This window comes from Shewanella aestuarii (assembly GCF_014647215.1).
Taxonomy (GTDB): Bacteria; Pseudomonadota; Gammaproteobacteria; order Enterobacterales; family Shewanellaceae; genus Shewanella; species Shewanella aestuarii.
The window spans coordinates 305,578-323,638 of record NZ_BMOT01000002.1 but is presented as its reverse complement, the minus strand read 5'-3'; the positions used below and the strand labels follow the sequence as shown (position 1 = coordinate 323,638).

13 protein-coding genes are annotated in these 18,061 nt (G+C 42.7%); 6 read left to right on the top strand and 7 right to left on the bottom strand.

Features of this window, described 5'->3' with window-relative positions; genetic code table 11:
- Positions 1-379 precede the first annotated feature (379 nt).
- The 3 genes from IEY03_RS05275 to IEY03_RS05265 form a co-directional block, all read right to left on the bottom strand.
- Entirely contained in the window at positions 380-1,153 is a 774-nt protein-coding gene (locus IEY03_RS05275; RefSeq protein WP_188840306.1) for a phosphoadenylyl-sulfate reductase, read from the bottom strand.
- A 6-nt stretch (positions 1,154-1,159) separates the two neighbouring features.
- Positions 1,160-2,851: an assimilatory sulfite reductase (NADPH) hemoprotein subunit gene (cysI, locus tag IEY03_RS05270; protein WP_188840305.1), complete on the bottom strand. Its 1,692-nt coding sequence runs from the start codon at positions 2,849-2,851 to the stop codon at positions 1,160-1,162.
- Between the two features lie 120 nt (positions 2,852-2,971).
- A complete protein-coding gene (locus IEY03_RS05265) occupies positions 2,972-4,762 on the bottom strand; it encodes an assimilatory sulfite reductase (NADPH) flavoprotein subunit (protein ID WP_188840304.1) in 1,791 nt (596 codons plus the stop codon).
- Between the two features lie 459 nt (positions 4,763-5,221).
- Here IEY03_RS05265 and IEY03_RS05260 point away from each other — a divergent pair, with 459 nt between their 5' ends.
- From IEY03_RS05260 to IEY03_RS05250, 3 genes are all read left to right on the top strand, one after another.
- Complete coding sequence (locus tag IEY03_RS05260) at positions 5,222-6,748, top strand: Re/Si-specific NAD(P)(+) transhydrogenase subunit alpha (protein ID WP_188840303.1); 1,527 nt, start codon at positions 5,222-5,224, stop codon at positions 6,746-6,748.
- Positions 6,749-6,759: 11 nt separating this feature from the next.
- Positions 6,760-8,247, top strand: a complete 1,488-nt coding sequence (gene pntB, locus IEY03_RS05255; RefSeq protein ID WP_188840302.1) for a Re/Si-specific NAD(P)(+) transhydrogenase subunit beta — start codon at positions 6,760-6,762, stop codon at positions 8,245-8,247.
- Positions 8,248-8,634: 387 nt separating this feature from the next.
- Positions 8,635-9,663 carry a diguanylate cyclase domain-containing protein gene (locus tag IEY03_RS05250; protein WP_188840301.1) on the top strand — a complete coding sequence of 343 codons (1,029 nt, stop codon included), beginning with the start codon at positions 8,635-8,637 and terminating at the stop codon, positions 9,661-9,663.
- A gap of 247 nt (positions 9,664-9,910) precedes the next feature.
- On the opposite strand, the gene IEY03_RS05245 is transcribed toward IEY03_RS05250, so the two are convergent.
- Positions 9,911-12,112, bottom strand: coding sequence for a TonB-dependent receptor family protein (locus IEY03_RS05245; protein WP_188840300.1), 2,202 nt, complete (start codon positions 12,110-12,112; stop codon positions 9,911-9,913).
- A 308-nt stretch (positions 12,113-12,420) separates the two neighbouring features.
- On the opposite strand from IEY03_RS05245, the gene IEY03_RS05240 reads away from it, so the two are divergent.
- Both IEY03_RS05240 and IEY03_RS05235 read left to right on the top strand, forming a co-directional pair.
- A complete protein-coding gene (locus IEY03_RS05240; RefSeq protein WP_188840299.1) occupies positions 12,421-13,122 on the top strand; it encodes a DUF3581 domain-containing protein in 702 nt (233 codons plus the stop codon).
- A 129-nt stretch (positions 13,123-13,251) separates the two neighbouring features.
- Positions 13,252-13,560: a hypothetical protein gene (locus IEY03_RS05235; protein WP_229778196.1), complete on the top strand. Its 309-nt coding sequence runs from the start codon at positions 13,252-13,254 to the stop codon at positions 13,558-13,560.
- Between the two features lie 174 nt (positions 13,561-13,734).
- Here IEY03_RS05235 and IEY03_RS05230 read toward each other — a convergent pair whose 3' ends face one another.
- The 3 genes from IEY03_RS05230 to hldE all read right to left on the bottom strand — a co-directional run bounded on the left by IEY03_RS05230 (position 13,735) and on the right by hldE (position 16,901).
- Positions 13,735-14,214 carry a TetR family transcriptional regulator gene (locus IEY03_RS05230; RefSeq protein WP_188840298.1) on the bottom strand — a complete coding sequence of 160 codons (480 nt, stop codon included), beginning with the start codon at positions 14,212-14,214 and terminating at the stop codon, positions 13,735-13,737.
- 268 nt (positions 14,215-14,482) lie between these two features.
- Positions 14,483-15,409 carry a hypothetical protein gene (locus IEY03_RS05225; RefSeq protein WP_188840297.1) on the bottom strand — a complete coding sequence of 309 codons (927 nt, stop codon included), beginning with the start codon at positions 15,407-15,409 and terminating at the stop codon, positions 14,483-14,485.
- Between the two features lie 61 nt (positions 15,410-15,470).
- Positions 15,471-16,901, bottom strand: coding sequence for a bifunctional D-glycero-beta-D-manno-heptose-7-phosphate kinase/D-glycero-beta-D-manno-heptose 1-phosphate adenylyltransferase HldE (hldE, locus tag IEY03_RS05220; RefSeq protein WP_188840296.1), 1,431 nt, complete (start codon positions 16,899-16,901; stop codon positions 15,471-15,473).
- A 103-nt stretch (positions 16,902-17,004) separates the two neighbouring features.
- Between hldE and lpxL the strand changes: the two genes are divergently transcribed.
- The gene (gene lpxL / locus IEY03_RS05215) at positions 17,005-17,931 is read left to right on the top strand and encodes an LpxL/LpxP family Kdo(2)-lipid IV(A) lauroyl/palmitoleoyl acyltransferase (protein WP_188840295.1); all 927 of its coding nucleotides are present in this window, start codon (positions 17,005-17,007) and stop codon (positions 17,929-17,931) included.
- The last annotated feature ends 130 nt before the right edge of the window (positions 17,932-18,061 follow it).

Genomic DNA, 18,061 nt, shown 5'->3' with positions numbered 1-18,061 from the left:
GTCGTCTCGCGGGATCATTTGCACTTGAAGTCACCTTCCTACCCAATATTGTCCAAAAGTGAACCATAAACGATATATGCTCAATAACAGATAGAACATAACAGAAAGCCCCAACAAGCATTGCTTGTTGGGGCTTAAATTTGATTGCTTATACGCTAACAAGTCAATCAATGTGCTCGAGGAGGCGAGCGAAGCTTTTGGAGGTACTTAGATTGCAAAAACAATCCTAAAAAGTGTCAACAAAAACCGTCTACGGAAGTCAATAAATGTAGTAGATACAGCTGATTTTTGCCTGTTTTTTTAAACAATAATTAACCATTTTTTGGTAGTTATTTGAATTTCAGATAGTTACCAATGAATTAATTTTTGCAGCTTACGATTAAATTTCGTAATGCAGACCACATTCTCGTTTCATGCCATTAAAGCGTGTGTCTTCTTCACTCATACCCAGTTCTAAAGGCTTAGTTGAATGAGTATCGCCCACCGACACATAGCCCTGCTCCCATAATGGGTGGTATGGCAAATTGTGCTCAGTTAAATACACATGCACATCTTTATTACTCCATTCGATTATCGGTAACAGCTTAAAACGATTACCGTGAATCGCGAGTATCGGCAAAGCCTCACGGGTGCTGGCTTGGGTACGTCGTAAACCAGCAAACCAGGTGCCCACATTCAACTCAGCTAATGCCCGCTGCATTGGCTCAACTTTGTTTAAACGATTATATTGCTCAAGCTCATCTAAACCTTGTTCCCATAATTTACCAAAGCGCGCCTCTTGCCATGCTGGCGTTTGCTCGGCACGATAAACCTGTAAATTCAGCTTTAACCGCTCGGTTAACTCATCGATAAATTGGTAGGTTTCAGCAAACAAGTAACCTGTATCGGTCAAAATAACCGGAATATCAGCTTGCACTTGACTGACCATATGCAGCATCACTGCAGCTTGAATACCAAAGCTAGACGATAAAGCATGTTCGCCAGGCAAGAAGGCCAGCCCCCATGCCACGCGTTGTTGTGCTGTCAACCCCGACAAGAACTGGTTTATATTATCCAGTTCTGTCTTTTGTACCTCTTTTGGCTGACTGAGCAATTGAACTAATTGCTCAGGGCTAATGAAGGCTTGGGCTGTAGCATTGGCTACAGTATTCATATTAAATCACCCATGAAAGTCTTTAGCGGCATCTAAAACCGCCTTTACAACACCAATACGCACAGTGAAGTTACCAAAGGTCTCGCCAGCGTCACGCTCAACAGCGTAGCGGCCAAACAAGCCATCCAATTCAGCTAGAATCTCTGCTTCTTGAATGTTTTCTCTGTGCATTTTGTTCAAACGCGTACCTTCGAAGCTAGCACCTAAATACAAATTATAACGACCAGGAGCTTTACCCACTAAACCAATTTCTGCCGCAAATGGACGTGCACAACCGTTAGGACAACCTGTCATGCGCACCACTATGGCTTGATCAGCAATACCGTGCTTTTGTTGTAATGCATCAATATGATCAATAAACGCTGGGAAATAACGCTCAGCTTCTGCCATCGCTAGGGCACAGGTTGGCAATGCCACACAGGCAATAGAGTGACCGCGAGTTGCCGATAGCACTTCACCTAATAGGCCGTGCTTGCGGGCTAAGCCTTCAATTTCAGCCTTATCTTCAGCCGCAACACTGGCAATAATCATATTTTGATTAGAGGTCATACGGAAATCGCCTTTATGAATTTTAGCTATTTCACGTAAACCGGTTTGCAGTGTTTTACCTGGCATATCTTTAATACGGCCACTTTCGATAAACAAGGTTAAGTGCCACTTGTTGTCGATACCTTCAACCCAGCCATAACGATCGCCGCGATCGCCAATCACTACGTCGCGCTTAGGTGCAAATGCTACCCCTGCACGCTTTTCAACTTCGGCTTTAAACGCATCATAACCATGGTCAACAATCGTGTATTTTAAGCGTGAACGCTTACGGTTAACACGGTTGCCCCAGTCACGTTGTACTGTCATAACGGCTTCGGCAAACTTAATCACATCAGCGGTTTGGATAAAGCCAAAGTCATCCGCTAGGCGTGGGAAGGTTTCCACTTCGCCATGGGTTGAACCCATGCCGCCGCCAGCAACCAAGTTAAAGCCAATCAGTTCGCCTTGTTCAGCGATAGCGATAAAGCCTAAATCGTTGGTGTAAACATCCACATCATTGTCTGGTGGCACAGATACCGCCATTTTGAACTTACGTGGCAAATAGGTTTTGCCATAAACAGGTTCATTGGTTTCGGTATCAAGCAGTTTCTCTTCATCTAACCAAATCTCGGCATAAGCGCGAGTATGCGGCAGTAAGTGATCTGATAGCTCTTTGGCCACAGCGTAAGCCTGTTGATGTAACTTAGACTCAACCGGGTTTGGATTACACATCACGTTACGGTTAACGTCGCCACAGGCCGCAATCGAATCAAGCGCGGCTCTGTCTAACCCTTGGATCAAAGTTTTTAGATTACGCTTTGGAATACCGTGATATTGAAACGTTTGACGCGTGGTTAAACGAATACTGTTTGAGGTGGTTAAGGTAGATGAAATTTTATCCACATCTAACCACTGTGCTGGTGAACAAATACCACCAGGCACACGTGCACGAAGCATAAAACTATATAAAGGCTCTAGTTTTTGCTCTTTACGTTCATTACGTAAATCACGGTCATCCTGTTGGTAAAAACCGTGGAATTTAATTAACTGCTGATCGCCATCACTGAATGATCCCGTTACTTGGGTATCTAACCCTTCTTGAATGGTACCGCGCAGATAATCACTGTCGATTTTTAAATATTCGTTTACTGCTAACTTTTGCTCACTCATGGTGACCGCCTCTTATTCGATAATCACTTAGCTGCAATATTGCTGTGTCATGACTCATCAAGTCGCAATTTTCACTCGGCAGCTAAGCCTAATATACTTTGTTTGGGTTAACCTTGACGGTTAATACACGTCTTTCTGATAACGCTTACTGCTGCGTAACTCTTCAAAATAAGTCTCAGCGGCTTCAGGTGTTAATCCACCCTCAGTAATGGCAACATTCAATAATGCTTGGTGAACATCTTTAGCCATACGCTCAGCATCACCACAGATATAAACGTGAGCCCCATCTTGTAACCATTGCCACACTAAAGCTGCTTGCTGAGTGATCCTATGTTGCACATAAACTTTCTCTGCTTGGTCACGAGAAAACGCGACATCTAAACGACTCAAGTCACCATTTTTCAAATACTGTTGCCACTCAACCTGATACAAGAAGTCCTGTTCAAAGTGAGGATTACCAAAGAATAACCAGCTATTGCCGTCTACACCATCAGCCACACGTTGCTGCATAAAGGCGCGGAAAGGGGCAACACCCGTACCAGGACCCACCATGATAACTGGGGTTTGTGGGTTTGCTGGTAAGCGGAAATGATTATTCGGCTCAACATACACCTTCACTTCCTGACCTTCTTCTGCTGAAGCTAAGAAATGTGATGCGCCGCCAAATCGTGCTTGTCCCTGACGCTCATCTTCAACCAAAGCGACCGTTAGATGCACTTCAGTTTCTACTTCAGCCTGACTAGACGCAATTGAGTATAAACGCGGCGTTAGCGGACGTAACACTTCAACTAATTGCTCAGCGGTGACTTTAGCTGGGTAGATTTTAACTAAATCAGCAAGTTGGTGCTTAAGAATAAACTGACGCGTTTGCTCTTTATCTTCACTTAATGCCAGTAAATCCGCATTAGCGCTAAACTCTGCCCAAGCTTTAACAAGGCCTGGATATAATTGGGTTAACTCTTTTTTATCAGTCAATGCGGCCTGCAAACTGACCACTTCTTTACCGACGGTCACTTCAGTTGCAGCGTTTAATGCTAAACCTGAAATGATTTCGCTCACTAGGTTTTGGTTGTTGCTAAACCAAATACCTAATGCATCGCCGACTTGATAAGTAATACCTGACTCACCTAAATCAATTTCAACGTGGCGAACATCACGATCTGAATCACGGCCTGTTAATTTTTGACTCACTAATACTTCAGCAGCATACGGATTTTGCTTGGTAAACTCGCTGCTTGAAGCTTGAACCGGTGCTAAAGACACGACACTGGCACTTGCAGTTTGAATATGTGGTTTAACCGCTTCAACCACACTGTCTTGCCAATCCGCAGCAGCTTGCTCGTAATCAACATCACATTCGGCTAACGGTAATAATTGTTTCGCCCCTAATGCTGCAAAACGCGCATCGAAGTCTTTACCGGTTTGGCAGTAAAACTCGTAACTCGAATCGCCCAATGCCAATACTGAATAATGCAAGTGATCTAATTTGGGAGCACGCTTTGATGCTAAAAACTTATGCAGTTCCATAGCGTCATCAGGGGCTTCGCCTTCACCATGGGTACTGACAACCGCTAACAATAAGGTTTCTTGCTTCAACTGGCGCACGTTGTACTCGCCCATTGATGCTAGGTTAACGGTATAACCTTGTGCCTGTGCTTTAGCAGCTAATTCAGTTGCTACACCACGACCGTTACCAGTTTGGCTGCCATAAAGAATGGTGATTGTTTGGCTTGCACTGGTTTGTGCAGCGCCATCAGATGCGACTACCTGACCTTGGTTAGCGCTTGCAGCTAAGTAGCCACTCACCCAAGCAAGTTGCACAGCGGATAACTCAGAAGTGAGTTGTTTTAGCTTATCAACTTGCCCTTGTGACAATGGTGAAGCTAATGCAGATAGTTCTTTTAACAACATAAGACGGCCTTATAACAGTGTAATGTGGTCAAGCTTACTCCTGTCAGTTAAAAGCAAAAAAGAATAAAAGATAATTTTTTATTCCATTTAGGAATATGCAAAGATGCTTTTTTAGGCTACAAAAGTGTGGGTTAGTTAAAACTTTTTAATTTCCCTTAATTAAAACAGCGTTTATTAACCTTGTAGCACTTGTGCGATTGAAGTGTCTGCAGCAAGCTAGACAGTTGGATTAACTATTGATTATCTATCAGGTTAATTGTTCTCTGAAAAAGATAATGAAAATAATTCCCAGAAGGAATCGTTAACAGAGACGTATTGATGTTCATCAAGACCCATCAATGCCAGCCTAATTCGATGATTTGTTAATAACGACCGTTAACAAGTCATCATGTGAAACTATCATGCAATTCGGCTGGGGAGCCTTATTGCATTTTAATCATTAACCATCAGGGATCAGTCATGCAGATTGGAATACCGAGAGAAAGTATCGCAGGTGAAACGCGCGCAGCAGCGACGCCAGCAACCGTGGTACAACTAAAAAAGCTCGGCTTTAGTGTGGCCATAGAGGCGGATGTAGGTAAATTATCAAGTTTTGATAATGCTGCATTTGAACACGCTGGGGCCGAAATTGTAGAAGATGCGTTTCAAGCTGACTTTATTTTTAAAGTTAACGCACCTACAGATGAAGAAATTGAGAAAATGAAGCCAGGCACGACAATTGTCAGCTTTATTTGGCCTGCTCAAAATCCTGAATTGGTTGAAAAATTATCTCAGAAAAAAATCACCGTGATGGCGATGGATATGGTGCCACGGATTTCACGTGCCCAGTCATTAGATGCCCTATCATCTATGGCCAATATTGGTGGCTACCGTGCAGTTGTTGAAGCCGCACATGAATTTGGGCGTTTTTTTACTGGCCAAATTACCGCTGCGGGTAAAGTACCACCCGCCAAAGTGCTGGTCATTGGTGCTGGTGTCGCCGGTCTTGCCGCAATTGGTGCCGCGGGTTCTTTAGGCGCGATAGTACGCGCATTTGATACTCGCCTTGAAGTAGCCGAGCAAATCGAATCTATGGGTGGCGAGTTTTTAAAACTCGAGTTTGAAAACACCGAAGGCGGTTCATCTGACGGTTATGCGAAAGTCATGTCAGAAGAATTCATTGCGGCTGAAATGGCATTATTTGCCGAGCAAGCCAAAGATGTCGACATCATTATTACCACAGCGCTTATTCCTGGACGTCCTGCACCTAAACTGATTACTAAAGACATGGTTGATAGCATGAAGTCAGGCTCGGTGATCGTCGATTTGGCTGCGGCCACTGGCGGTAACTGTGAATATACCGTAACGGGTGAGAAATTTATCACCGACAACGGCGTAAAAGTACTGGGTTACACCGATCTTCCCGGTCGACTTCCTGCGCAATCATCGCAACTATACGGCACTAACCTTGTTAACTTGATGAAGTTAATGTGCAAAGAGAAAGACGGAAATGCCGTACTTAACTTTGACGATGTGGTTATGCGTAACATGACAGTAACCCATAATGGTGAAATTACTTTCCCGCCACCAGCCATTTCGGTATCCGCTGCACCAGCCAAGCCCGCTGCTGCACCTGTGGCCAAAACGGTTGAACCCAAAGCCCCTTCTAAGCTTAAGTATGTTTTAGGTGCTGCGGGTATTGCTGCTTTTGCCGCCATTGCAGCCGTTGCCCCACCAGCGTTTTTATCTCACTTTACGGTATTTATATTGTCCTGTGTGGTGGGTTACTACGTGGTTTGGAACGTGTCACACTCATTACACACACCGCTGATGTCAGTAACCAATGCGATTTCAGGCATTATTGTGGTGGGGGCATTACTGCAAATAGGCCAGGGATCAACTTTAGTCACAGTGCTGTCATTTGTTGCCGTGTTAATTGCAAGCATTAACATTTTTGGTGGTTTTACCGTCACTCAGCGCATGCTGAAAATGTTCCGTAAAGATTAAGGGGAATTATCGTGTCAGAAGGACTGGTAACAGCATCGTATATTGTCGCGGCGGTATTCTTTATTTTAAGCCTTGCGGGGCTTTCAAAACAAGAAACGGCTAAGAACGGCAATTTATTTGGCATCATAGGGATGACCATTGCGCTTGGCGCAACCATTTTAAACCCAAGTACCACAGGCGTTGTGTGGATTATTTTAGCTATGGTGATTGGCGGCGCAATTGGTGTCCGTTTAGCCCTAAAAGTTGAAATGACCGAAATGCCTGAACTGGTTGCTATTCTTCACAGTTTTGTGGGTATGGCTGCCGTTTTAGTGGGCTACAACAGCTTTATCGATTTACACCCACAAGCCATTAATGAAATTGTGGTTGCTATTGGTAATGATTTAGATAGCACTCTTGCTACCGCTGAAGCCGCTTTTGCTCAGGCAAGTCAGGCTCAGCAAGACAGTCACCACCTTACTGGGGCTATGCTGAACATTCACCTTGTTGAAGTGTTTCTAGGCGTGTTCATTGGTGCGGTCACCTTCACAGGTTCTGTGGTGGCATTTGGTAAATTACGCGGATTGATCCCATCAAAAGCATTAACCTTACCGCATCGCCATAAGATGAACCTTGTTGCCGTCATTGTATCGTTAATTTTAATGGTGCAATTTGTGCAAACCGGTGGGGCAATCACTCCGATCCTCATTATGACCTTAATAGCCTTCGCATTTGGTTGGCATTTAGTGGCCTCAATAGGCGGAGCAGATATGCCAGTTGTGGTGTCAATGCTGAACTCATACTCAGGTTGGGCCGCTGCCGCTGCGGGTTTCATGCTATCAAACGATTTGTTAATCATCGTTGGTGCCCTAGTGGGTTCATCGGGCGCAATTCTGTCTTACATTATGTGTAAAGCAATGAATCGTTCATTTATATCTGTGATCGCAGGTGGATTTGGTAACGATAGCGTAGCTTCTAGTGGCGATGAAGAAGTGGGTGAATACCGCGAAACCACCGCCGAAGATGTAGCTGATATGCTAAGAAACTCAGACTCAGTGATCATCACCCCAGGTTACGGTATGGCGGTTGCACAAGCCCAGTATCCTGTAGCTGAAATCACCCGCAAGTTACGTGATTTAGGCATTAAAGTTCGCTTTGGTATTCATCCTGTTGCAGGACGCTTGCCTGGTCACATGAACGTATTATTGGCTGAAGCAAAAGTGCCTTATGACATCGTATTAGAGATGGACGAAATCAATGAAGATTTCGCTGACACTGATACCGTTTTAGTGATTGGTGCTAATGACACAGTTAACCCAGCGGCAATGGAAGATCCAAACAGTCCAATTGCGGGTATGCCTGTGTTAGAAGTGTGGAAAGCCCAAAACGTGATTGGCTTTAAACGTTCAATGAACACAGGTTATGCTGGCGTGCAAAACCCGTTGTTCTTTAAAGATAACACCCAAATGTTATTTGGTGATGCTAAAGAAAGCGTAGAAGCGATTCTAAAAGCGCTATAACACCGTTTTCAATAATCCCAATACCAGCCAAATGGCTGGTATTTTTTTGGCTTTTTTCGGTGTTATAAATGAGCGAAGATGATATCTTAAAAATGAATCTAAAGTTGCCTCTTAACCGGTTAAATACACCTTGGTTAAAAATTATACAATGGATTTAATTTAGCGGTCTTTTTAACGCTTGCGTCTTAAATTCACTGAAGTGCGACTAAGCAAGAGTGGGAATATTGCTTTTTCGGTACTTGTAAGTTGGCTGGATAATATCGGTAGGGGCAATTATCCCTCTCTGATTAACCCAGTCATCATTTACTAAGTGCTCAAACCAAGCGGCATAATGGTAAAGATAGCGCAACCCACAGCAGCAATGAAAAAAGGAAAGCTATAGAATAAATGGATAGCCCAACCAATGAGTTGCAACAGTTACAGGCTCAAATCGCCAATCTTAAGAGCGAATTATCAGATTATCAATCACAGGTATCTGAGTTAAAAAAGCAAAAACTGCAACTCCAGCAAACACTCAAGCTGACTGAAGAAAAGCTCCATGCCACATTAGATGGCACGGGGTTATGCTTATGGGAGCAAGATATTCCCAGTGGCATTCTGACCATGTACAACCAAGAGTGGGGCGCACTATTAGGATATACCTTAGAGGAACGCCCTGCCCATATCGATAGCTGGAAGTCGCATCTTCACCCTGATGACAAAGATTGGGTAATAAAAGCCTTCTATGATCATGTCGAAGGTAAAGAGAATGTATACCGTGCTGTGCATCGTATGCTGCATAAAGATGGCAGTGTAAGTTGGGTATCTGATCGCGGCCGGATTATTGAGTTTACGGAAAACGGTCAGCCCAAACGCATTATGGGCACCCACACAGATATCACTCAAGAAAAACGCTACGAGCAGGAATTAGCACGTTTAGCCCATTATGATCCCCTAACTAACCTACTTAACCGTAATGCGCTAAAAAGTCACTATCAGAAAAACTTCAAACATCCGCAGGCTAAAGGTGCACTAATTTTCATTGATTTAGATGGCTTTAAGGGCATTAATGATAAAGCGGGCCATCGCATTGGTGATTTACTATTAATCCATGTGGCGAATACCATTAGCCAGACGGCTAAAAATTTGTTGGGCGCTGGCCAGCATGCTATTGCTCGAATTGGCGGTGATGAATTTGTTATTTTAACCACAGTTCATCAAGCCGAAATATTAACCCCCTTTGCTAACACCCTATTGCAACAATTTAACCACCCCACCACCATTGAACAACACAAAGCCCAAATTGGCTTAAGTATTGGAGTGTGTGCCTTTTCAGCCCCGACAGCCTTCTCCCATGCATATGAGCAAGCCGATAAAGCCATGTACCAGGTTAAACAACAGGGTAAGCATGACGTCGCCTTTGTATCACTGCTTTGATAGCCTAACATAGCTCACCTTGGCATTCAGATCATTGCCAGCAATTAAGTCGCTAGGTGCAATTGCTTGGTTATGCTGCACTTGCACACCATCAACAGCCACTTTGGTTGAGCAAAAACATCGATTGGCGCGTTAGGAATATGGGGATAACCCCTAGAGAACAAAAAGGGCTGGCCATAATAATGGTCAGCCCTTTTTAGTGCCGTTATTTCGATCATCTCATTTAGAAATAATCAGAGGTTAACAATTAAAACTTGTAGCTATAACCTAAGGTTGCAGACTGTGGCTTACCGGCAAATACTGAACCGTGTACACGGGTAGTCACGTACGTTTCGTCAAATAAGTTATCGACATTTAGGTACACTTCTGACACATCGTTTATAAAGTAACGCGCTGATAAATCAAATACCGTTTTAGAAGCAATTAACTGATCAGCAGGAATATCACCTTGACCCGCTTTCGTGCGCATGTCATCCGTGTATCGACCTGCCAATGTCACTTGCCAGTTTTGCGCAGCAATACCCGCAGAAATGAATAACTGGTTATCAGGTAAATATGTTAACGAGTCGCCTTTTTTAACATTGTCCCAGCTTTCAAAGTCAGATGAGAAATCTGAGCCGAATTCAGCATTGGTATAGGTATAAGCCATTTTCACCGGGAAAGTGAATTCGCCTTTTTGATTAAACTCATATCCTAAACTTAACTCGATACCACTTACGTCCACTTCACCAGCATTATATTGGTTATCAATGTTGTTATCGTCACAACCTTGAGCCGCTGTACAGTTACCGTGCATGTTGCTGTAATCACCAAAGAATGCAATCGCTTCTGAAGTTAATGCACCTTGGTTATAACGTAAGCCAGCTTCATAGTTCCAGCTTTCTTCCTCTTGGCCATCCGCATTACCTGGCGCTGCAGGAGAGAAACCTTTTTGAACGCCCGCTAATAGAATTAGCGCGTCATTTACCTGATACGTTGCCGATAAAGAAGGCATAACAGCACTGAAACTGTTATCAACATCTTTGCTTGGTTGGCCATCGCGACCAGGATTTGCTTTACCCCAATCTAAACGATTAGTGGTGACATCTTCGTAACGAATACCCGCAGTAATTGCAAAATCGCCAATGGTCATGCGATCTTGTACAAACAACGCCCAAGCATCCGCGCTATCAATACGGTTTGAGTCTGTACCAGGAATACCGCTTTGAGTGCGGCTCATCACTTGGTTGGTGTCTAATTGATAAATGTCCGCCCATTGGTAACGGTCCATTTCATCTTCATGGTAACGCGCACCGAATGCCAGTTCATGGTTACCAACGTAGTAATTTAGTTGAGTTTGTAAACCCTGAGATAAATAACTACGGTTATTCGCTTTAACGCTAACATCAATAGGTGCTGTCACTAATCCTTTGTCAAAATCAGCTGCGTTTTGTACACCACCACTACTTAAACTTGCACCGTCAACTTTATCGGCTTTGTACCAGTTACGGTGAAAATCGTTATAGTAGGCAGTTGTGTTTAATGACAAGTCATCATTAAATTCAATCACATGATTTAACTGCACTTGTTTATGCTCAGTGGTCATCTGATCTTTTTGTGAAGCTGAATAACGCATAAATGGCGTTGCAGCATAATCGTCATCAGTTAAGCCCATGTAAGTTTCGTTAGAAACCTCATCCGCGTACTTAAGTTTTAATTCAACAATTTGTTGATATTTTGCGGTTTTGTCAGTTTTAATGCTTACTTTTGCTAACGCATCATTTTTAACAAAACCAGTATCGCCACCGACACCGTTAATGTCACGGAAACCATCGGCTTGATAACGATAAATTTCAGTCACTGCGCCAATACGTTCACCTTGACCGCCAGCATATGCGTGTACTTTACCAAAACCATCTTGGCCGGCAGCAACATCGACTTTACCTGCAAGTTCTGTTTCAGGGATTTGACGAGATAACATGTTAATTACGCCACCCGTTGTACGTGGTCCATATTTAACTGTTGAGCTACCTTTAAGAATTTCAACACTTTGCATACGCCCTGAGGTAGGGAAATAATAAGCAGCTGGTGATGCGTAAGGTGCTGGCGCGGCTAATACGCCATCTTCCATGATAGTGATCTTTTCAGAACGATTTTGACCTGTACCACGCATACCTAAATTTGGACGTAATCCGTAGCCATCTTCTTCTTGGATATAAACACCAGGAATTGAAGCCAACGTACGCATGATATCGGTATATTTAAACTGCTCAATATCTGCAGCTGAAATAACGTGCGCACTGCCAGGAACAGTATTAATCGGGTTACGACTACCAAAAATTGTAATTTGTTCAATGTTAGTGGTAGCCACTTGCGTATCTTGCACAGCTTTTTCAGCGGCACTTGCGCCCATTGTCATTAATAATGCACTTGCTAAAACACTCAAACGTAAGGTGTTTGACTGGCTCATCTTTATATCTCCCAATACCACATTTAACTTCAATGCTAATAAGAACAATTCTTATTTGTGTTTCTAATTGTGCGTATTTTTACTTAAGCGGACATTAAAATCAACAATGAGATACGATATATTTACAAACAAGGCGGAATTGTTATGCTTATGGCTAGGTTTGTGAGACAGATCACCCATAATAGTGTATAAAATTCATTCACTTTGAGATTAAAGTTGAAAGAATCTAGTCATCGGGTGAGTTATTTGTGAAATGTGCAGTACACTGCCCTGAAAAAATTAATCCTTATTATAAGACTCATTCCATCATGTTTTTATCGCCATATTATTCAAAACAAGATCAAAGCGTTTTTATTTCTGCCCAACAAGCAAGTGACTTTGCTAAACGAGTAGCTGAAGATTTCAACCCAATCCATGATGTCGGCGCAAAACGCTTTTGTGTGCCTGGTGACTTATTATTCGCGCTGGTATTAACAGAATATGGTTTAAGCCAAAACATGACCTTTAAATTTGCCGGCATGGTAGGTGATGGAATTGAATTGACGCTGCCTGATGCGGTTGAAGATAACTTTACAATCAGCGATGTCAAAAACAAAGAGTATATGCATGTATCTCGTCAAGGTGATATTTGCCAGTGCGACACGCAAACAGCGGCATTTATTAAAAGCTATGTGGCATTTTCAGGGTTAAATTTTATCCACGTTTTAGTGCCTATGATGAAGCAACATAAAATGATGATAAACCCTGACCGCCCATTAGTTATCTATGAAAGCATGTCATTTCATTTAGATCATTTTGACTTTGATGACATTAACCTTCATTTAATCGACCAGCAGTTATTAATCAATGGTAAACGTGGTGATGTAACGCTAACCTTTGAGCTTCGTCAGAATGAAACAGTGATAGGTACCGGAAAGAAAACCTTAGTTCTTAGTGGTCTAAGAGAATATGAGGAAGATAAAGCCCAACAAATGTGTCAGTTCTACGAGTCTCGTAAAGTCACGTTATAACGGCCCTCGCTTTATCCACAATATCGCTTATTACATGAGGAATAAGCGATATTCGATATCAATTTTTTGCTAATGTTAACCTTAAGTGACATTCAACCTTAGTTATTGCTGAAGTCACAAGGAAATATTATGGAAAAAATAATACTCATTGCCCTTTCATTTTGCGCATTTACAGCCAATGCGAACATTATTTATGACAAATCAGATGTCGATGAAAAAGACTTCATTTTTGATCAACATCAATGCACTGAAATATCTGAACAAGTTCAAAAAGAAACCCAATCTAGAAACATGCTTGGCAGTGCAGCCAAAGGCGCCGCTCTAGGTGCTGTAGGTGTTGCTATTGCTGGAGGGAGTGGAACCCAAGGTGCCAAAAATTGGCGCGGGAATAGAGGGAACTACGGGCACTTTAGGCGGCTCACGTGGTCGCAAAAATAATCAAGCAAATTATGAAGCAGAAAAACAACTTGTAGTACGTAACTGCATGATTAAACGTGGTTATACTATTTTAAACTAATCGCTAAATCGGCATATAATGGTGTATTTGAATCCAGCGCCTCTGAATACTTTTAGTCAATAAAAGGGAGTTGCTTTATATTTACACCAAACTATTTATGCCGCCTCTAATGGTAAAGCGTTTTCAAGTAGCGTAATTGCGCTGTGACCAATAAGTTGCGCTACGCATTTTTCACCTGCTTCGCCTAATTGCAATAACGCTAATTTTTGAGCGCTATTCATGGCTTTAAAATAGGTAACGTTATCACTGTTTGTACCACAAAGACTGAAAAATAGTTTCAATACCGCTTTATGCTCCGTTAGTTGTAATGCCTGTTTCCAACTGGATTCTAATGAAGTTATTGAATCAAAATTAAGCGCATCGACAAACAGCTGACCAATACGATGATCTAGGCGCACCAGAAATTCAGTTTTTTTAGGAAAATGATGACTTATTCCAGTCCGACTTATCCCAGTTGCTGTAGACAAAGTCGTGTATGACATTGCATCAAAACCTATCGTAAGAATCTGTTTAAGCGCTTCGTCCAGAATTTGGTTTACTGTTTGCTCGGTTTCAATGCGTGAACGTTTGGCCATAGTGCTAGGTCTCGGTAATAATTTGGGGCAAGATCTTACCAGACGAAACCTTAAAATTCCGCTTTTCCCACCAAAATTTACAACATTTTTAACCGTACATTATCCTATGTGACAATTTGTTACACTGATAATAAGATCATCCACAATATTTTATCCTTACAATTCAATAGCTATTCTCGTATCCGTCTTTGCTAAATGATGAAAATAAAAAATTCAAAGCTAAGGTAATAATTAATATAACAAAATTAATAAAAACAAATGGAAGCGCTTACAAGTTGTCAGCAGGGATAAAATGTTGACTAAGCCATTTTTGGGCAGCGGTTTCGCCCATTAAATAATTTAACGTAGGATGTAAAATTGCAGCCAAACTGGGTTGACGCCAAAACATATAATTAGGCAAAGGTTGTACGACGCCAGCACCAAAAGTGCGCTGAATTAGACTGGAAAACTCCGCCATATCTCGGTCTGAAAAATTAGGTAAAAGCGGATAAACCTCTGTAATAAAATCCACATAATTAATCGATGTGGCTAAGGTTTGTTGATCATATTGCTGCAATAGAAACTGTAATTGTGGCGCACTCCAGTGGGACAAATTATCACTGTCGTGGATCACGGCAAGATTTCGACGGTGTAATTGTTGCCATGCCAAATGAAGTTGTTTCGTCTGGGCTAAACGCCAAAACAAATACACATCCGCCAGCCATTCATGCTGATAATCACTTAACCTTAATGGTAACGCCTTACCTTGTAAGTCGATATTATGTAGGTGGCCAATTTCATGCCAAAGACTCAACTGCGTTTGATTAGCCAACTCAATACCATAGGTGTTTAGCCCTAACGATCCAGTTTGTGACTTAGGCTCACGCTCAGCTTGAACTATGATAACCCCTGCAATTGATTGATGTTCAACCACAAGCACCATGGCGCTTTTTAAGCCCATAGCTTGGCGGACATTGATCGCTGAAAGTGCTGCTTGATGTTGTAAAGAAGAAGGTAAGTTTTTAAGACAGGACTCAAGGTCAGCGAGTTGACAAACTAAGGCTTGCTTGTCGAGTACAGTCACCCAATTAGTAGCTTCTGTGAGTAACTCGGGCGCTTGAAGGTTAACTGGCTCTTCAAGCGATTGAGCAAACGCATTAAAGGATAACAAACCAATAAAAACTGAGCCGCTGCATAATGTTATCAGTCGGCTCATTCTCCCCTGCCATCTAGCTAGCACATTGCAGGGGCGTATTGTTAGCAACAACCGATGCAAATTACTTGTTTGCCATAATGTTTTGAATAATCGCGGTTGTAGACACGCCATCTTCAAAACCAAGCACTTCAACTTGACCGCCATTAGCTATAACTTCTGCACCACCGGCGATTTCTTCCACTTTGTAATCACCGCCTTTCACTAGTGAATCGGGAAGCAGTCGTGCAATCACGCGCTGTGGTGTATCTTCGGTAAATGGCACAACCCAATCAACAGATGCGAGTCCGGCCAATACTGCCATACGGCGATCAGCAGGGTTAACAGGACGACCATTGCCTTTTAAGCGTTTCACTGAGGCATCATCATTGACCGCAACAATTAAGCGATCACCCAGTGCGCGCGCTTGCTGCAAATAACTGACATGACCTGCATGTAAAATATCAAAGCAGCCATTTGTCATGACGATTTTCTCTCCGCGCAGGCGTGCTTGGTCCATCGCATAAGCTAATTGATCCTCGCTCATAACCCCAAAACCGGATTCACCCTGATTTATTTTAAGCGCATTAATCAATTCAATTCTGCTTACTGTAGAGGTACCCAATTTACCCACAACAATACCCGCTGCGGTATTTGCTATCGCACAGGCTTGCGCTAACGACGCACCAGCAGCAATAGAGGTCGCTAACGCAGAAATCACAGTATCACCGGCTCCGGTTACGTCGTGAACTTCACGAGCTACAGTAGGAATATGTAATTCAGGCTCATTCTGGGTAATTAATGTCATGCCTTTTTCTGAACGGGTCACTAAAATTGCATCAAAATCATGGGCCGTTAATAAACCTTTCGCTTTAGCAATTAAATCATCTTCACAGGTCACTGCGCCGACGACAGCTTCAAACTCACTCATATTGGGAGTGATCAATGAAGCACCGCGATAGCGTTCAAAATCACTGCCTTTAGGGTCCACTAAAACACTCACCCCTTTTGCTCGCGCTTTGGCAATAAAGGCTTGAGGTTGTGAAATAGCCCCTTTGGCATAATCCGATAGCACCAATACATCAACGTTATCTAATAAGGCTTCGGTTTGATCGAATAAGGTTTGGCTATAACAGGCTTCAAAAGGCTCTTCGAAGTCGAGTCTGATTAACTGTTGATTACGCGATAACACTCTTAGTTTAGTGATAGTCGGTTTACCCTCAACCGCTAACCATTGAGGCTCAACGCCTAAAGTTCTAACACCTAAGGTTAACGCCGCTGCGGTTTCATCTTTACCCACTAAGCCAGCTAATTTGACTTGCCCACCGAGTGTGGCGACGTTTAATGCTACGTTTGCAGCGCCACCTGGTCGGTCTTCAATTTGGTTAATTTTTACAACAGGAACTGGTGCTTCGGGAGAAATACGCCCCGTTGGGCCTACCCAATAACGGTCTAGCATCACATCACCAAGCACTAAAACTCGGGCATTTTCAAAAGCAGGAAGAGAAACCTTCATAGCGAAATCACTGTTTGTTGTAAAAAATTACCCTGATTGTACCTAATTTTTCGATAAAAATGAGTTAGAATATTAAAAATTTTAATCGATAAACGAGTCCTTTGTGGTCGAAAAAGCTGAATTCACCTCTAATCTGTATCACCCTAAGTATTGGTTACTATGGTTAGGGGTATTAATGATGCGCGTAACTCAAGTGCTGCCTTTAGCAATCCAAATGAAACTGGGAGCGGGTATTGGACGGTTAGCTATGATGCTTGCAGGCAGTCGCATCCATACAGCCAAACGTAATATCAGCTTATGCTTTCCTGATATGCCTGAAGATCAACAGCAAGCATTATTAAAACGTAATTTTGAAGAAACAGGTAAAGCCATATTTGATTCTGCAAATGCTTGGTGGTGGTCAGACGAAAAAGTTCAGGCTCACATGACCATGAAAGGCGAGCAACATATTGAAAACAGTTTGCTTGCGGGTAAAGGCGTGATTTTATTTGCCGTACATTGCTTACCATTAGAAATGGGAGCGCGTATTTTTGGCCAATTCCGACCATCTATTGGGGTTTATCGTCCGCACAATAATCCGGTTATGGAATACTTACAGGTTAAAGGACGTTTACGTTCCAACAAAGGACTTGTGCCGAAACGTGATGTGCGACAAATGATCCGCAGCCTGCGAACACCTGATGTAGTTTGGTACACCGCAGATCAAGATTTTGGCCGTTCCAGTGCGGTATTTATTCCTTTTTTTGCCGTCCCTGATGCCGCAACCATTACTGGCGCAACTTCGTTAGCCAAACTGGGCAAAGCCAATGTGCTGCCTTTTGTCGTAGAAAGAAGCGCTGATGACAAAGGCTATACCATTGAAATTATGCCTCCACTGGAAAACTTTCCAGGAGAGAGTGAGCTTGAAGATGCAATACGCGGCAACCAAATCATTGAACAAATCATCAATAAAAACCGCGCTCAATACATGTGGCTACATAGGCGTTTTAAAACCCGTCCACAAGAAAATGGTCCATCGCTATATGATTGAGACAAAGCACTAAAACAGGATGCCACAAACTGTGTGGTTATCATCTGAATTCAATTGGCTCGACTATTGAATAAATAGTCAGTAATGAAAGCAAAAATGGGTTGATATTTTGACCTGAATAAGTGACGAT